Raw genomic sequence first — 16,229 nt, 5'->3', positions numbered from 1 at the left:
CCCCCACCCCGCGCGGACTGGCCCTCGCCCTCGGAATCGACCCGCCCGAAACCATTAGCGCGGACCTCCTGCCAGTTCTGTGCGAAACCCTGCTCGACGAACTGCGCCACAAGGCCGCAACACCCGAAGGTACGCGCCTGCGCGCTCTGATGGTCCCCCTGACCCGCGCCGGATGGGCCTGGAGCGGCGAAGTCACAGACGTCCTCGGAACTCCCCAAGACACGACAGGCGCTCATCCCTACGAAGCCATCCGCATCTGGAAGCGTCTGCCGCGCTGGGAAGAAACCGCCCCGCGCCCTGCCCCCGGAAGCCAGCCGGTCTCACCAAACGCAGCCCGTCAGCGCCTGCGAGAAATTCTAGGAGAAAACGCCGAAATCCGCCCCGGACAGGCCGATTTCGCCTCTGTCGCCACTGGCGCGTTCGAGCCGCGCGAAAGCATAGGCTCCCCCAATGTCGTTCTCGCCGAAGCCGGAACCGGCACAGGCAAGACGCTTGGCTATATCGCGCCCGCCAGCCTCTGGGCCGAACAGAATGACGGCGCCGTCTGGATCAGCACCTATACCCGCCATCTCCAGCGCCAGATCGAGCAGGAACTCCGCCGCCTCTATCCGGGTGAAAAGATTCTTCGCGAGAAAGTCGTCGTTCGCAAAGGCCGGGAAAACTATCTCTGCCTGCTGAACATGGAAGACCTGCTCAACGTCGCCAGTTCCCGTGGCCCTGACGGTTACGCCGCGCTCCTGCCGATGGCCCTGCTCGCCCGATGGGCCGAAGCCAGCCGCGACGGCGATCTCATGGGCGGGGACCTCCCCGGCTGGTTCGGCGAACTCTTCGGGCATGGCACGCTGTTCGGCATCGCAGACCGGCGCGGCGAATGCATCCACGCCGCCTGCCCGCATTATCAGACCTGCTTTGTCGAGCATGGAATCCGCCGCGCCCGTCAGGCCGATCTGGTTGTGGCCAATCACGCCCTCGTTCTTTCACAAGCGGCCTGGGCCTCCCTCGCGCCACCCGGTCTGCCGGACGAAGACACCACACCCACCCGCTATGTTTTCGACGAAGGCCATCACATCCCCGACGCTGCCGACAGCGCTTTCGCCACGGCCCTCTCCGGGCTTGAAGCCGCCGAACTCCGTCGCTGGCTTCTCGGCGCGGAAGGCAGCCGTTCCCGCGCGCGGGGTCTGCAACGGCGCCTCGACGATCTGGTCGAACGCCTGCCCATGATCGACACGCCGTTGCAAGCCGCGCTTCAGGCCGCAAGAAGCCTCCCCGCCCCCGGCTGGAGCAGGCGCCTGCGCCCCGAGAGCCCCGCTGACGAAAGCATCTTACCGCCTTCCGAGGATGCGCCCGTCCTACTGATCCCAGCCGAACCCGCGCCGGAAAACCCGTCCGAAGCCTTCCTGCGCTCGCTCGACCAGCAACTCCGCGCGCGACAGACCAAAGACCCTCGGGACGGATACATTTCTGCTGAATGCGATCTGCACCCCGTTAACGACGACGTAGCAGCTGCCTCCGAAATCCTCAGCCGCGCCCTGACCCGCCTGCGCGATCCCATCCGACTTCTGGCAGACCGCCTCGCCGCACAGGTCGAGGACGATGCGGAAATGGACGCCCCGACCCGCCAGCGCATCGAGGCCATGATCCGCACCCTGCACCGCCGCGCCATCAGTCGCCTGTCCGGCTGGATCGGGATGCTTGACGCGCTGCAAACACCGCCAGAACCAGACGTCACCCCCACTTTCGTGGACTTCATCCGCACCGAGCGCCTGCCCCGCACCCGCGCCACACAAGGCGACCATGATATCGGCCTGTACCGGCACTGGCTGGACCCGACCATCCCGTTCGTCTCGACGATTCAGACACCCGCCCACGGCCTGCTGCTGACCTCCGCCACCCTGCGCGACCAGACCGGCCATGGCGACGCGCAGAACGAAGCAAGCTGGCACGCAGCCGAACTACGTCTGGGCGCCACGCATTTCCTCAAGCCGCCCATCCGCGCCTCGGTCATGAGTCCGTTCGACTACGCCACGCAGACACGCGCTTATGTGATTACGGACGTTTCTGGCGAAATCGCCTCGCTGGCCCATGCCTTCCGTGCCCTGTTCGAAACCGCCGGGGGCGGTGCGCTCGGCCTGTTCACAGCCATTCGCCGCCTGCGAGAAGTCCATCGCCGCATCCACGAACCTTTGGAAACGCAGGGCTTTCCCCTCTACGCGCAACATGTCGATGCCATGGACAACGCGACCCTCGTGGACGTCTTCCGCACCGAAACCCATAGCTGCCTACTGGGAACGGACGCGATGCGCGACGGTGTGGATGTTCCCGGCGAGGCCCTGCGCATGGTCGTGTTTGAAAAGACGCCCTGGCCCCGCCCCGACATCCTGCACCGCGAACGCCGCCGCCTGCTGTCGGAAGGCCGTCCCGGCGATTATGACGACCGCATCACCCGGATGCGACTGCGTCAGGCGTTCGGCCGCCTGATTCGTCAGGGCAATGACCGTGGCGTGTTCATCATGCTGGACCGCCGCATGCCCTCACGCCTGCTCTCAGCTTTTCCCGACGGCGTGGACGTCCGCCGCATGTCTCTGGCCGATGCGCTGGAAGACATCGCCCGCTTCCTGCGCCCTGAGACACAGGAAAACGAACCGCCCCTCCTTCAGGGCTGAGCCAAGGGCTGTACCGACTGTTGCGCCAGGCTGCGCATGCTGCTCGCCAGACGGTCCCGAAGCTGATGCAGTTCTTTTTCCTGCTCCTGCGCCCTTTCGGCTGCGAGCCTGTCATTTTGCGCCATTTCGCCCAGAGCCTGCGTGACCTTGTCCGCCGCCTGCGTCAGTGCTTCCATCTGTCGCGGGTCCACACCTCGGCTGGCGGCAGTCGTCCGCGCCGCATCCAGCGCACCGTCGGCCACGAGTCCAAGGATCTTGCGGTCCGCCTCGTTCAGCGCATCGCGCGCGGTAGCGGCATTGCGGTTGTCCACCTGTCCCACGGCCACCGCGCAGGCCGCTTTCAGGTTGGGAATGGTCTTCGTCAGCGCCGAATGCAGCGCCATGATCCGCGCTTCCGCGGCCTCGCGCGTGCTCTTGATCATCGGAATGGTCAGCGCCGCCCGCATCAGCCCTTCGCGTTGCTCGCTCAGATGCCCTGAGAAATTCGCCAGACGTCCACGCAGTTCCATGACTTCAGCCGCATCCACAGGGTCCTGTGTCTCCAGCGCATGCTGTCGTAGCGCTTCGACTTTCCGCTCACCCTCTTCAAGCGCAAGCTGCCCGGCTGCGATATCAATGTTCAGTTCCCGCACCCCATGCCGCAGAGCCTGATACATATCCTCGAAGGACGTGATGTTCCGCTTGAGATCGGCAATCGTCACCCGCGCTTTGGCTTCCTGCTGATCCATCAGGGCGTTGAACTTCTTGCGGTTCTCGGCAAACCCGCTGAGCGCGTCTTTCGCCCCACCCAGCAGACCGCCCATCTTTGCCAGAAAGCCCCCCGGCGCCCCACCTTCGCCACGCGCCAGCTTCTGCAAATCTCCGATCCGCAGGATCTTCACGCCATCCAGAACACCCGCCGCGATTTCCCCGACCGCATCACTTTCGCCCAGCGTCCGCCCTGCCAGCATCCGGTCCGAAACCTTCGCAAGCTCCCCAAGCGCGCCCATCCCGTGCGACAGAAGCGTGTTCAGATCTCCGAAATCGATCGTCTCCGCCCGCCGATGCGCCTCCTCAACCATATCCGCTGGCAGACGGCTGATTTCCACCAGCCGCGGAAAAGCGGGCATCGGCTCCAGCGCCACCGGAACGGCACTGCTGGAAACCGGCACTTCAACCTTCACAGGAACCGGTGCGGGCTCATCAGCATAAAGATCGCTCAGATCTAGCGGTCTGGTCTCGTCAGCACTCATGTCAGTTATCCAGCGTCAGGGTAAAGGTCGGATCGATACGGAAATTCGGGTCCGGCTTTCCAGTGTCGTACATGGCGGTGCCGATAGCCAGAAACTCGACGATATGATCGCCCCAGACATGCGATTCCTCGCGCAATGTCGTCCCGATGATTTCATTGGCCCCGACTTCCGCCGCATGGGCCGACATCCGCTCCATCGCATGCTCGCGCGCCGTGTAATAGGCCTGCGTGAACAGATCCAGTTCCACGCACTGCATGGCCTGTTTGAGCGTCGTCATCAGGCTGCGGCGCGGAATATGCTGCACGCAACATCCCAGAACCAGATCCAGAGGCCGCCGCCCCGAGCGCAGCGCCAGCGCGAAATCCTGCCCTGACAGATCAGACGTGAATGGTCGTCCGTCCGGCCGCCGATAGCCAGAGTGCCCTTCCGCATGCACGATCGCCGTCCCGAACGCCCGGAACTCCAGCATGCCGCTATCGGCAAGCTGTGAAATCTCCAGACGCGTTCCCACGATCCCGTCCGCGCCAAGCTGCTCGGCTTCCTCGCGCATGATCTCAACGGCCTTCTCACGCGCGCCATACATGGCCCCCGTCAGATCCGTCAGTTCATAGGACGTGTTGCGAAACTGCGTATTGGCCTGCACCTTCCAGATGCTGTTGCCCAGACACAACCCTAGAGCCCGGAATCCGGCCTGCTCGACAACCAGTAGTTCGCGCACGCTGAAATCCGACGTCGCAACTCTCCCGCCAGACGCTCTCGCTGGCGGCATCTGCCCCCCACTCTGCGCCGGTTCAGAAGAGCCACTCCCGCCCCATCCCGGAGGAAGCGCGTCAAAACCCGGAACCTGATCGAAGATACCCATGGGACTCCCGCCGTAAAATCCACAACATCACGAGGCCGCTTGGAACGCGCCTCAGAACAGATCATTCAAGCCGTCAAACAGACCATCCAGTCCCTCGACGACCTCGCTAACAACCTCACCGCCGACTTCAAGGCCCAGAACAGCCGCCTCGACGCGGCCATCCCTGCCCCGTTCGCCAGCCTCCTCCTCAACCTCGATCCGGTTCGAAACCCCGACGAAAAGCGGCCGATGCTGCAAGCCCGAACGAACCGCATCATCCAGTCCGCAGACCATCGCAGGCGACACCGAACCCTGACCGCCGATGCGCCGATATCCAAGAATACTCACAGCCGCCCGAACCCGGAGCGACTTCACGACGCCCCGTTCCGACTGCACTGTCAGTCCGACGATCTCGTCATGCCCCAGCGCCCCGTCCCAGTTCCGACAGGCCGGATCGTTCCGCAAACTCAGCGCCGCTGCATCCCGAGCCGCCCGCTTGGCCTGCGTCAAAAGAGCGCTTTCCCCAATGCTGAACGCATCAAAAAAGCCTTCCAGAGGCCCGGTGTAGCGAATGTCTTCCCAGGTCCCGACGCCGTAATTCACAGGCACGATCCCGGCTGCAAGCGCCACATCCAGCGTCGCCGCATTCCACGGCACGCAAGAGAGCACATCCAGACGTTCAAGCTGCGGCACATGCACCGCCTCACCATGCAACATGAACCCAAGCGCCCCGCCATGATGCTCAAGCCGGTATCGCAGGTTCAGAACCGCTGCCGCCCCCAACGCTCGCGCCTGCTCGCGGATGCGGTCCGTTGCCGTGCGCCAGCCAGCTTCATGCACGGCCTGCCAGTTCATCCCGGACTTCCACCAGGTTTCGGCATGGACATTGCCCAGCGGCATGATCGCCATGGACGGCGTCAGAAGCGCCTGTCGCACCGATCCCAGACGCACCAGAGGACGTGCCCGACCGCCAAGCTCGTGAAACGCCCGTGCCTCGGCCTCTTTTTTCGGACCGGAGGACCACGGAAACAGGCGCATCACGGCTGAAAATCCGTCAGTTCGGCGGCTGCGTGCCCCTCACCCGAAACGGCCAGCCCAGCTTCATGGATTTTCTGACGCAACTCCGTGATCCAGTCCCGGGCCGGAACCTGCTTACGGCTGATGACCACCCCGCGAACCTCGTGGGCAATCTCGGCGACCACCCCGGTTCCGTTACGCCGGAGCACGAAAACTCGTGTTTCAAACCGAAGGGCAAGCTCCTCGATATCGACCGTGCGTTTCAGCCATCCGCGTGTCTTGCGCGTCACGGTTGACTGACGCGGAAAGGCCTGCTCGCAGAAAGCGGCGAACTTTTCCAAAAAACGCTCCCGACCGCCTTCAGCATCCCGGATCAGCGCCGCAAGATCGTCGATATTCCCGGTCATGAGCCCCTCTTCGACATCGGCTGTTACAGTTCGACAGGTTTCCTCTCCCGTCAATCAGGAAATTCCGCTTTCGAAAAGTTCACATAAAAAAAGCCCCCGGTCGCAATGACCGGGGGCTTTTCAGGACCAATGGTCCAAGCCGTCATTCAGAGTGTCAGGATCAGAAATTCATGCCTGCCTGCAGGAAGAAATAACGACCCTGATAGAAGCTGCCATAGGTCGCGCCGGCGCTGTTATCCACGCCACTGGCCACGAACGGAGGCTTCTTGTTGGTAATGTTGTTAATGCCGCTCTCGAAGTTCCACTTCTTCCAGCGGTACGCCAGCGTCAGATCCTGTTCGATCATCATCGGGGTCTTGTAACGGCCCGCCGTGGTGGAATTCAGGAACTCGGACTGATCGTTCCAGCGCATGCCGCCGATGAACTGCATCATGTATGTCGCCGTGAACGCACCATGCGTCCAGCCGAACGTCGCATAGTCACGAACACGCGGAATGCCATAGGATGCATTTGCGTTGTTCGGGCCACCCGCATACAGCAGCGCACCGGTATAGTTGGTGAACGCGCCACCCGGAACGAGCTGCTGCGTGTAGTTCAGCAGATACTGAAAGTTGTTGGAGACCGACAGGACATCGTGAGGGGCAACGCGAATACGATAGTCGAAATCGAAGTCCACACCACTTTCATGCAGAGCACCGGTGTTCTGGTTCGTTGCCGAAACCGTGTTGATCTGGCCATTCGCCAGACGGTTCACAGTATTGCACAGCGAAGGGCTGGTACCCGTGTAGCATCCGTCCAGAATATACTGTGTCGGAAGTGCGCTGATCGTGTGGTTGACCGAGTAGTGCCAGAACTCACCGGAAATGGAGAGGTTCGGGATCCAGCGCGGCGTGATGATCGTACCGAACGTGTAGGTCCGCCCGATTTCAGGTGCAAGATGAGCGTTGCCACCACCCAGCGTCGGAACCTGGCCCGTACCAGACTGATGGAAAGTGGATGTATTGATGCCCTGCTTCGCACAGGTTGCCGCAACCGTCGCCGAAGCCGCACCATATGTGCCGACCTGTCCGGCATCGCAGGGATCGTTGGCAAGGTTATAGCTGAGCGACTGACCGCCATACAGTTCATACACGTTCGGCTGGCGATAGGACGTTCCGATCGTGCCACGGAAACGAATATCCTGCGTCGGTGCCCAGTTGATGGACGCCTTCCAGTTCTTCGCCGTCTCGGAAGTCGTGCTGTAGCCCGACGCACGACCCTGCGCGTCGATCGTCAGATCCTTTGCAAGGAAGACGTTCTTGAGCAGCGTCGCCTTGGCTTCCGCATACCCTTCCGTCACATCAAAGCCACCACTGGTCGGAAGAACCGTGTTGGTCAGGCTCTGCCCGCTGACGATCAACGGATCAGGCGTGTTGGTCAGCTGTTCGCCACGATGCTCGAAACCAAACGCCATACCCAGATCGCCGCCGCCCTTCCAGGGCATCGTCGTCACATGGTTGTTGTTGATGCGCAGGTTCCAGTCACGAAGCTGGTAGTGCGAATGCGTGTTGGTGTTGTAGTTGACGTAGGAAGCAGCCTGCTTGCCCATCGTTCCGAACGGATTGCTGCATCCGAAAGACGGGCAGACGCTCGGATTATAAAGCAGAGCGCTGGCCGAGTTAGAAGGATCGACCTGCTGCAGACCATAAGCATTCAGCAGGTTCGTGTACGATCCAACGTTCTCCAGATGATCCGTCGACATGTTCGAACCGTAGGTATACGAAACGTCGTAATCCCAGCCGTAAGCGATCGCACCGTTCATGCCCACCTTGGAGGTGACCGTATCGGTGGCGTTCTCGTCGCGACGATCTCCAAGTTCCGTCAGACGCTTCGTGATGTCGACATCCTGACCGAACGGGTTGTTCGGATCATTAGCCGGCACCGTCAGAACGGACGGTAGCGTGCTGGGAGGAACAGAGCCGTCAAACGGTTCGGCCGCCATGTAGCTGGAGCTGGTCCGATGTGAATACATCACATTGGAATACAGATTGGCATGGCGGTTGAACTCGTAGTGGAAATCACCCGAGAGGCTGGAATTCTGAAGCTGGTTGATTAGGCTCTGATGCTGGCCATACGGATAACGATTGCTGGAACCCCAGTTGCTCACTGTTTTTCCATCAGGAGCAACTGCGGCGTTCAGACCAGTCGTACTGTTCTGAACATGCGTATAGTTCGAGTAACCTGATCCGAAAACTTCTCCACCCGAGCCCACGGGATTATCCGTGAGTTGCACCGGATTGGCCCAGCCACGGTTACGCTGAAGAACACCGCCCTGCGTCATATACTGACCGAACAGCGTCAGGTTGCCCTTGTCGTGATCGAAGTTCCAACCTTTGTAGGCGGAAATCATACCGGTGTCGTTGTCGCCATGACCGGTGATGCCACCGCGGATGGTGATGTTTCCGTCCGACAGATCATGACGCATCTTGATGTTGATGACGCCCGAGACGGCGTCAGCGCCGTAAAGCTCGGAACCACCATCCTTCAGGATTTCGACGCTGGCGATCTGCTGAACCGGAAGCGCGTTCAGATCGATACAGTTCGTCTGGCCGTTCAGCGTTGCACGCTTGCCGTCAATCAGGACGAGCACGCGGTTGGAACCAAGGTTACGAATGTCAGTGCAGGATGCACCGCCCGTTCCGTTGGTCTCAGAATTGTTCGTGCCCGTTCCGCCGATGGACGGAATACGCGCGAAGAAGTCGCTGAGGGTCGTGGCGCCCGTCTGCTGAATCTGCTTGGCCGTCACGATCTGGACAGGGTTGGCGTTCTGGTTGTTCGAGGAGGCAAGCGCCGATCCCGTAACGACCATACGCTCGGAACCACCCGACACGCCCTGTGCCTCAAGAACAGCAGCACGACGGCGGCTGACAGAGGTCGGAGCCGTCGTGGCGACAGGCACAGCCACGGATTGCACGGGCGTAACAGCAGGTTTTGCAGCAGTCGTCGAAGCGGCTGTCTTGTGATGCACAGCCTTGTGGGAACGGTGTTCCGGCTGTGTCGTGGAAGCGGCGAAAGCCGTTCCTGACAGGGTCCCAACTCCGAGAATTGATGCACACAGCAACAGGTGGCGACGAGATGTGCTCATCAAAGAACAAAATCCTTCAGAAGAATGTTGTTCCCTGTCTAAAGATCTCAGAGCGTGACTGTCACGAAAAATACATACCAGCCATGTCTTCAGAGGGCACTTGAATGCAACATGTGTGATAAATGCAACGGTTATACCCAGCCAGGGTTTTGGTTTGGATTCAGTAATTAAACTGAAATTTAAAAAGCCTCTGACCCGAAGGCCAGAGGCTTTTTTGCAACAGATCTGGCATCCCGCCTCTTTCGTAAAAGAGGCGAAAGACGGACCGGACTTCGATCAGAAGTCCATGTCGCCCATGCCGCCCATGCCACCCGGAGCGCCGGCCGGAGCCTTCTTCTCGGGGCGTTCAGCAACCATGGCTTCCGTCGTGATCAGCAGACCGCCGACCGAAGCAGCATCCTGCAGGGCCGTACGGACAACTTTGGTCGGGTCGATGATACCGGCCGCGACCAGATCCTTGTACTCACCCTTCTGGGCGTCGAAACCGAAGACATAACCGTCGTTCTCAAGCACCTTGCCTGCGATGACTGCACCGTCTTCACCAGCGTTGAAGGCGATCTGGCGCAGCGGAGCCTGCAGAGCCTTACGGACGATCTCGCCACCGACGCGCTGGTCGTCGTTGTCGAAGGTCAGCCCCTTCAGAGCAGAGGATGCACGGGCCAGAGCCGTGCCACCGCCCGGAACGATGCCTTCTTCAACAGCCGCGCGGGTTGCGTGCAGAGCGTCGTCAACGCGATCCTTGCGCTCCTTCACCTCGACTTCGGTGCTGCCACCGACGCGGATGACGGCAACGCCACCAGCCAGCTTCGCCAGACGCTCCTGAAGCTTCTCGCGATCGTAGTCAGACGTCGTTTCCTCGATCTGCGCGCGGATCTGGTTGCAACGACCCTTGATGTCGTCGCTGTTACCAGCGCCTTCGACGATCGTGGTGTTTTCCTTCTCGATGTGGATCTTCTTGGCGCGACCCAGCATTTCGAGCGTGACGGATTCCAGCTTGATCCCGATGTCTTCGGAAATCACCTGACCGCCCGTCAGAATGGCGATGTCTTCCAGCATGGCCTTGCGACGGTCACCGAAGCCCGGAGCCTTGACGGCAGCGATCTTCAGGCCACCACGCAGCTTGTTCACGACCAGCGTGGCAAGTGCTTCGCCATCAACGTCTTCGGCGATGATCACCAGCGGACGGCCAGACTGCACAACGCTTTCGAGAAGCGGCAGCATCGGCTGAAGCGAGGAGAGCTTCTTTTCGTGGATCAGGATGTACGGGCTGTCGAGATCAGCCGTCATCTTCTCAGGGTTCGTCACGAAGTACGGGGAGATGTAGCCGCGGTCGAACTGCATGCCCTCGACAACGTCGAGTTCCGTGTGCAGGCCCTTGGCTTCTTCAACCGTGATGACGCCTTCGGAACCAACCTTCTGCATGGCAGAAGCGATCATCTCGCCGATTTCGGTCTCGCCGTTGGCGGAAATCGTTCCGACCTGAGCGATCTCTTCCGGAGACGTGATCTTCTTGGTGTTGTTCTTCAGCTCTTCAACAACAACGCCGACAGCCTTGTCGATGCCGCGCTTGAGATCCATCGGGTTCATGCCAGCAGCAACAGCCTTGGCGCCCTCACGGATGATGGCCTGGGCCAGCACGGTTGCAGTCGTGGTGCCGTCGCCTGCGATGTCGTTCGTCTTGGACGCGACTTCGCGGACCATCTGGGCGCCCATGTTCTCGAACTTGTCAGCCAGTTCGATTTCCTTGGCAACCGACACACCGTCCTTGGTGATGCGCGGTGCGCCAAAGCTCTTGTCGAGAACAACGTTACGACCCTTCGGGCCGAGCGTGACCTTGACGGCATTTGCGAGGATATCAACGCCACGCAGCATACGCTCGCGGGCATCAGCGCCGAACTTTACGTCCTTGGCAGCCATAATTCTTACTCCTGAATGAGGTTTTTACGAGAGGAAACGGGGACGGCTGATCAGCCGATCACACCCATGATGTCGCTCTCTTTCATGATCAGCAGCTCTTCGCCGTCGATCTTGACCTCGGTGCCGGACCACTTGCCGAACAGCACCTTGTCACCAGCCTTGACGTCCAGAGCCACGGTCTGGCCCTGCTCGTTGCGGGCACCCGGGCCGACGGAAACGACTTCGCCTTCGGTCGGCTTGTCCTTGGCGGTGTCAGGAATGATGATGCCGCCGGCGGTCTTCTCTTCGCCCGTCAGGCGACGGACCACCACGCGGTCGTGAAGGGGACGAAACTTCGTCATGGATCGCTCCATTATTGGTCACACCCTTGTAAAAAGCAGCATGACCGGGTTGCTGCACTCAATGACTGCAGTGCATTTGGCACTCTCGTATGGAGAGTGCCAATGACATAGGCGCCCAACCCGTTTCCGTCAAGGTTTCTCGCTGTCGTTCCCAGACGGACCAGAAGAAAGTTTCCGCCCGTCAAGCAGGCTTTTCAGCCGCTGTTTTTCCATGTTTTCCGTCAGTTTCTGGCCTTTGGTCCGTCCATACAAACGACGATTGGCATCCGCAACCTTGGCATCCTCAACGCCCTTGCGGCGTTTGCGTTCCCGGCGGAGATTGATGACGTCGCTCATGATTCATGGCCTTTCGGGCATGACAAAACTGGATAGACAGACATGAAACACAGCCCATCGGACAAGAAAACCCCCGCATCAGGCCAGATGGTCAAGCTGGCAGCTTCAGACGGACACAGCTTCGGTGCGTATGAGGCAGGCTCGGCGGAGTCGCCCCTCGCCCTCATCGTCGTGCAGGAAATTTTCGGCCTCACCGACCATATCCGCAATGTCTGCAACGACTTCGCCGCAGAAGGCTTCCACGTCATTGCCCCGGCCGTTTTCGACCGTGCAAAAGCCGATGTCATCCTGCCTTACTCACAGGCTGGCGTGACGGAAGGCCTCGAACTCCGTAGCCAGATTCCGTCCGACAAGACGCTTACCGATATTGCTGCCTGCGCGAAGGCCCTGCGTGATGCCGGACACCGGAAAGTCGGTATCATCGGCTTCTGCTGGGGCGGTCTGCTTGCATGGCTGACGGCGACCCAGACCCATAACGTGGACGCGGCCGTCAGTTGGTATGGTGGCAGCATCGGCAACCATGTCGATACCGCGCCGCACTGTCCGGTCGAGCTGCATTTCGGCGGCGAGGATTCCTCCATCCCCCACACCGAAATCCAGAAGATCCGCGACGCCCGCCCCGAGGTCGAGGAATATGTCTATGACGACGCCGGTCATGGTTTCGGTTGCCCCGAACGTCCGAGCTTCAACAAGGACGCCCGTGACCTCGCCTGGTCCCGCAGCGTTGATTTTCTGAAAACACATCTCGCCTGAAGCACTCTCCCGACACGGTGACACAGACTGTCGCAAAACCGTGAAACGGGTCTATACTGATAACAATCCCGGCGAATACCGCACCGGATCAGACAGGAGTTTCAAGATGAGCATCAATCCGCTCAAAAACGACCCTAAGCACGATGCCGCGATCCGTCACGAAGCGCGTCTTCTGTGGGAAGCCGATGGCAAGCCGGACTGTGGTCCAGAAGGCTATCTCGAAAAAGCCGCCGACCTGATCGCAATCAAGGGAGTGCCGCAGGGCACTCCGGTTAAGGACCTGCCGCCGGTGGAACTGGACGGCGTGGAAATTGATGATGCACGGGCAGGCATCGACCTGAACGCAGACCCGAACCATAATTTCGATTGATTATGGTTTCCGCCGCGCCCGTTTTACGCAGGCGCGGCGTTCAGCAGAGCCTCAGCCCTGTTTCAGAACACGTCCGGCCACAGCATCGAGCTTGGCCAGCAGCTTCGGATCGCGTGCAGCCGGAGCCGTGATGATTGCATGATCCAGAGCGCGCTCTGCACTGGCGTCGACCGGACGCTTCTTACCCAGCACCGGAATGACAGCCTTCACAAGGCGACGCGCATTCTCCGCATTGCCCGTCATGACCTTCACGACAGCCTCGACCGTCACGCTGTCATGCTCGCTGTGCCAGCAGTCGAAATCCGTGACCATCGCAACGGTCGCGTAGTTCATCTCAGCTTCGCGGGCGAGCTTGGCTTCCGGCATGTTCGTCATGCCCACGACCGAACAGCCCCAGGACCGGTAGAGCTCGCTCTCGGCACGCGTGGAGAACTGCGGCCCTTCCATCACCAGATATGTCCCGCCCCGCGTGAACGGAATACCGAGCGAAGCCGCTTCACCCTGCACCACATCCAGCACGCGCGCCGAAACCGGGTCCGCCATCCCGACATGCGCCACGCAGCCGGTGTCGAAGAAGCTCTTTTCACGCGCAAAGCTGCGGTCGATGAACTGGTCCACCAGCACGAAATGCCCCGGCGGCAATTCTTCCTTGAGCGACCCCACCGCCGAAAGCGACAGAATATCCGTCACACCCGCACGCTTGAGCGCATCGATATTGGCGCGGAAATTCAGGCGCGACGGCGGAATGGGGTGGCCCCGCCCATGACGAGGCAGAAACACGCACTGTACGCCCTCGAACGTCCCGAACAGCAGTTCGTCGGACGGCTCACCCCAAGGCGTTTCAACCTTGCGCCATTCCTTGTTTTCGAGTCCGTCGATATCGTACAGCCCCGAACCACCGATCACACCAATGACGGGCTGGATTTCCTGTTCCGAAGACATGTCTGTTCCTGACTGTTGTTTGGTCCGCTCGCCCGTTCTGGACCACGAGAACGCCCGACGCGCAACCCTCGCACGCCGGACATGCCCCTTTCCCGCGTTCAGCAAAATATTTTCACAAAACCCAGCGTTTTTACGAAATGAAAACGTCTTTGCGCCATCGTCCCGCCACGGATGCCCGCCACCAATGGGCGTCAGTCATGCATCAGCCAACTGTTCGACGACGGCACGATTTGCTAGGACACTGCGCGTAACGAAGTTTTGTCCTGTATAGACGGGGGAAGAAAAAATGGACCAGATCAGCCCCGGTTTCGCCGAAACCGTTCGTCCAGACGTACCTCACGACGCCCTCAAGCAGGACGCCAAAGCCTGGTTCGAAACCCTCCGTGACCGCATCTGCGCGTCCTACGAAAAGCTCGAAGACGAGGCCGCTGAAGGTGGTTCGCAGGTCCTGCGCGACCGCACCGCCCCCGGCCGCTTCGAACGCACGGCCTGGAGCCGCCCGGAAGGCGGTTCAGGTGTCATGTCCGTCATGCGCGGCCGCGTATTCGAGAAAGTCGGCGTCAATGTCTCGACCGTCTGGGGTGAGTTCTCCCCCGAATTCCGCAAAAACATCCAAGGTGCCGAAGAAGACCCGCGTTTCTTTGCAACCGGCGTCTCCCTCGTCGCCCATCCGTGCAATCCGCATGTCAGTGCCGCGCATTTCAACACGCGCATGATCATCACGACGAAGGGCTGGTTCGGCGGCGGCGGGGACATCACGCCCATGTTCCCCGACACCGCAGAAGCGCGATCGGACGCGGACTATTTCCACAAATCCTTCGAAGATGCCTGCAACCGGCACGATCCGGAGCATTACCCCCGCTTCAAGGAATGGTGCGACCGCTACTTCCACCTGTCCCACCGCAACGAACCACGCGGTCTGGGCGGTATTTTCTACGATCAGTTCTCTACCGGAAATGTGGATCAGGACTTCGCCTTCACGAAGGATGTCGGCATGGCCTTCCATGATGCCTACCCCGCTGTCGTGCGCCGCCGGATGTTCACCCCATGGACCGAAGCGGACCGCGATGCCCAGCTCATCCGTCGCGGCCGTTATGTGGAGTTCAACCTGCTGCATGACCGTGGCACGCTGTTCGGTCTCAAGACAGGCGGCAACACCGAAGCCATCCTCATGAGCATGCCGCCGGAAGTCCGCTGGCCGTGAGACTGACCCGACGTGCCGCCCTGAAAGGGCTGGCGGCCCTTGGCGGAACCGCTCGCTTCCTGAACACCCCGGCCCGCGCCGGGACTCTGACGGATGTTCAGCTCCTTCTGGGCGGCACGCTCGCCTCCATCCCCGGCCAGTTCGCAGAACTGGCAAGTGGCGCCATTTCCCACACACTGGATCTGGCGACGCCTCTCGAACTGACCCCCGATATCGGACAGGACGGCGTTCGCGCCGCAAACCTGTTCGACGCCAACAGCGCGCCTGACGGCAATACGGCGCTGGCCTTTCCCGGCGCCACACTTCTGGCATCCCTGACAGGCGATTCCCGCGTCCATTACGATTTCGGACGCTGGACCCCGGTTCTGGTGGCTTCCACCACGACCGTCGTCATCGCCCGCGCCGAACTGCACAAGACCTTGCGCAGCCGCCTGACGGGGTTCTTTCACGATCATCCTGTCCGCCTTGCCGTCTCCCGCATCGGCGGCCCGGAACTGAATGCCCTGATGGGCCTCTCGCTTCTCGGCCTGCGCCCCATTCCCGTGCCCGGTTATGTGGATTCGTCAAACGCCCTGACCGCCCTGCACGAAGGCACCGTCGATGCCGTGCAGATTTCTCCTTACACGCTCGACCGACCGCTTGATGACGTCCTCGCCAACCTGCCCGAGGGCACGAGCGCGATCTATTACACCGGCGACCTGACCGATACGCATTCGACGACCATCCCCATTTTCATGGAAGCCTATCAGCAGGCGAGGCATCGCGCGCCCGAAGGGCCGTTCTATCACGCGTGGCAGGCCGTCTCCGCCGCCGCAGATACGGCCATGGCCATTGCCCTCCCTATGCTGACCCCGCCTGAGATCGTCGCGCAATGGAACCGCGCCTGCACGGCTGCCACGGCAGATACCGGTGTGAGGCGCTGGGCCGAGACGCATCATTTCAAGCTGGTCACAGGCGACAACGCGGCCCCGTTCCTCTCACGTGCCGTTCCCGATCTGGGCGCCACGCTGGCCCTGCGCCGCTGGCTCTCCGTCAATACACCGCGCTGGCGCGAGGGGCAGGAAACACGCCATCTCTGACAG

General features: G+C 60.9%; 14 protein-coding genes. 5 read left to right on the top strand and 9 right to left on the bottom strand.

The window, feature by feature from the left end; translation table 11 throughout:
* Window positions 1–2,663, top strand: a 2,663-nt coding sequence (locus JK176_RS01930; protein ID WP_211586125.1) for an ATP-dependent DNA helicase, incomplete at its 5' end; no start/stop codon positions are given.
* On the opposite strand, the gene JK176_RS01925 is transcribed toward JK176_RS01930, so the two are convergent.
* From JK176_RS01925 to JK176_RS01890, 8 genes are all read right to left on the bottom strand, one after another.
* Window positions 2,654–3,895: a toxic anion resistance protein gene (locus tag JK176_RS01925; protein ID WP_211586123.1), complete on the bottom strand. Its 1,242-nt coding sequence runs from the start codon at window positions 3,893–3,895 to the stop codon at window positions 2,654–2,656. The two genes, JK176_RS01930 and JK176_RS01925, sit on opposite strands and share 10 nt — an antisense overlap.
* Window position 3,896: 1 nt before the next feature.
* Window positions 3,897–4,757 carry a heavy metal-binding domain-containing protein gene (locus JK176_RS01920; protein ID WP_211586121.1) on the bottom strand — a complete coding sequence of 287 codons (861 nt, stop codon included), beginning with the start codon at window positions 4,755–4,757 and terminating at the stop codon, window positions 3,897–3,899.
* A 51-nt stretch (window positions 4,758–4,808) separates the two neighbouring features.
* Window positions 4,809–5,777 carry a hypothetical protein gene (locus JK176_RS01915; protein ID WP_211586120.1) on the bottom strand — a complete coding sequence of 323 codons (969 nt, stop codon included), beginning with the start codon at window positions 5,775–5,777 and terminating at the stop codon, window positions 4,809–4,811.
* A complete protein-coding gene (locus JK176_RS01910; RefSeq protein ID WP_211586118.1) occupies window positions 5,774–6,160 on the bottom strand; it encodes a hypothetical protein in 387 nt (128 codons plus the stop codon). Before JK176_RS01910 ends, JK176_RS01915 begins: the two co-directional genes overlap by 4 nt.
* Window positions 6,161–6,320: 160 nt before the next feature.
* Complete coding sequence (locus JK176_RS01905) at window positions 6,321–9,284, bottom strand: TonB-dependent receptor domain-containing protein (RefSeq protein ID WP_211586117.1); 2,964 nt, start codon at window positions 9,282–9,284, stop codon at window positions 6,321–6,323.
* A gap of 276 nt (window positions 9,285–9,560) precedes the next feature.
* Window positions 9,561–11,201, bottom strand: a complete 1,641-nt coding sequence (gene groL, locus JK176_RS01900; RefSeq protein WP_062495641.1) for a chaperonin GroEL — start codon at window positions 11,199–11,201, stop codon at window positions 9,561–9,563.
* Between the two features lie 50 nt (window positions 11,202–11,251).
* Window positions 11,252–11,542, bottom strand: a complete 291-nt coding sequence (gene groES, locus JK176_RS01895) for a co-chaperone GroES (protein WP_211574164.1) — start codon at window positions 11,540–11,542, stop codon at window positions 11,252–11,254.
* Window positions 11,543–11,671: 129 nt separating this feature from the next.
* Window positions 11,672–11,878 carry a DUF4169 family protein gene (locus JK176_RS01890; protein WP_099285287.1) on the bottom strand — a complete coding sequence of 69 codons (207 nt, stop codon included), beginning with the start codon at window positions 11,876–11,878 and terminating at the stop codon, window positions 11,672–11,674.
* A 42-nt stretch (window positions 11,879–11,920) separates the two neighbouring features.
* Between JK176_RS01890 and JK176_RS01885 the strand changes: the two genes are divergently transcribed.
* Window positions 11,921–12,631 carry a dienelactone hydrolase family protein gene (locus tag JK176_RS01885; protein ID WP_249194101.1) on the top strand — a complete coding sequence of 237 codons (711 nt, stop codon included), beginning with the start codon at window positions 11,921–11,923 and terminating at the stop codon, window positions 12,629–12,631.
* Window positions 12,632–12,737: 106 nt separating this feature from the next.
* Entirely contained in the window at window positions 12,738–13,001 is a 264-nt protein-coding gene (locus JK176_RS01880; RefSeq protein WP_249194100.1) for a hypothetical protein, read from the top strand.
* A gap of 51 nt (window positions 13,002–13,052) precedes the next feature.
* On the opposite strand, the gene JK176_RS01875 is transcribed toward JK176_RS01880, so the two are convergent.
* Window positions 13,053–13,943 carry an S-methyl-5'-thioadenosine phosphorylase gene (locus tag JK176_RS01875; protein WP_211586116.1) on the bottom strand — a complete coding sequence of 297 codons (891 nt, stop codon included), beginning with the start codon at window positions 13,941–13,943 and terminating at the stop codon, window positions 13,053–13,055.
* 286 nt (window positions 13,944–14,229) lie between these two features.
* Between JK176_RS01875 and hemF the strand changes: the two genes are divergently transcribed.
* On the top strand, window positions 14,230–15,147 hold the full coding sequence (hemF, locus tag JK176_RS01870; RefSeq protein ID WP_211586115.1) for an oxygen-dependent coproporphyrinogen oxidase: 918 nt from the start codon (window positions 14,230–14,232) through the stop codon (window positions 15,145–15,147).
* Complete coding sequence (locus tag JK176_RS01865) at window positions 15,144–16,226, top strand: hypothetical protein (protein ID WP_211586114.1); 1,083 nt, start codon at window positions 15,144–15,146, stop codon at window positions 16,224–16,226. The genes hemF and JK176_RS01865 overlap by 4 nt, the downstream gene beginning before the upstream one ends.
* Window positions 16,227–16,229 lie beyond the last annotated feature (3 nt).

The organism is Gluconobacter sp. Dm-73 (assembly GCF_018256215.1).
GTDB lineage: Bacteria > Pseudomonadota > Alphaproteobacteria > Acetobacterales > Acetobacteraceae > Gluconobacter > Gluconobacter cadivus.
This window is presented reverse-complemented; position numbering and strand designations above follow the sequence as displayed.

Bases quoted from the DNA above. Each gene is read 5' to 3' on its own strand.
- JK176_RS01925 (WP_211586123.1), bottom strand. From the start codon at position 3,895: ATGAGTGCTGACGAGACCAGACCGCTAGATCTGAGCGATCTTTATGCT.
- JK176_RS01920 (WP_211586121.1), bottom strand. From the start codon at position 4,757: ATGGGTATCTTCGATCAGGTTCCGGGTTTTGACGCGCTTCCTCCGGGA.
- JK176_RS01910 (WP_211586118.1), bottom strand. From the start codon at position 6,160: ATGACCGGGAATATCGACGATCTTGCGGCGCTGATCCGGGATGCTGAA.
- JK176_RS01905 (WP_211586117.1), bottom strand. From the start codon at position 9,284: ATGAGCACATCTCGTCGCCACCTGTTGCTGTGTGCATCAATTCTCGGA.
- groL (WP_062495641.1), bottom strand. From the start codon at position 11,201: ATGGCTGCCAAGGACGTAAAGTTCGGCGCTGATGCCCGCGAGCGTATG.
- groES (WP_211574164.1), bottom strand. From the start codon at position 11,542: ATGACGAAGTTTCGTCCCCTTCACGACCGCGTGGTGGTCCGTCGCCTG.
- JK176_RS01890 (WP_099285287.1), bottom strand. From the start codon at position 11,878: ATGAGCGACGTCATCAATCTCCGCCGGGAACGCAAACGCCGCAAGGGC.
- JK176_RS01885 (WP_249194101.1), top strand. From the start codon at position 11,921: ATGAAACACAGCCCATCGGACAAGAAAACCCCCGCATCAGGCCAGATG.
- JK176_RS01880 (WP_249194100.1), top strand. From the start codon at position 12,738: ATGAGCATCAATCCGCTCAAAAACGACCCTAAGCACGATGCCGCGATC.
- JK176_RS01875 (WP_211586116.1), bottom strand. From the start codon at position 13,943: ATGTCTTCGGAACAGGAAATCCAGCCCGTCATTGGTGTGATCGGTGGT.
- hemF (WP_211586115.1), top strand. From the start codon at position 14,230: ATGGACCAGATCAGCCCCGGTTTCGCCGAAACCGTTCGTCCAGACGTA.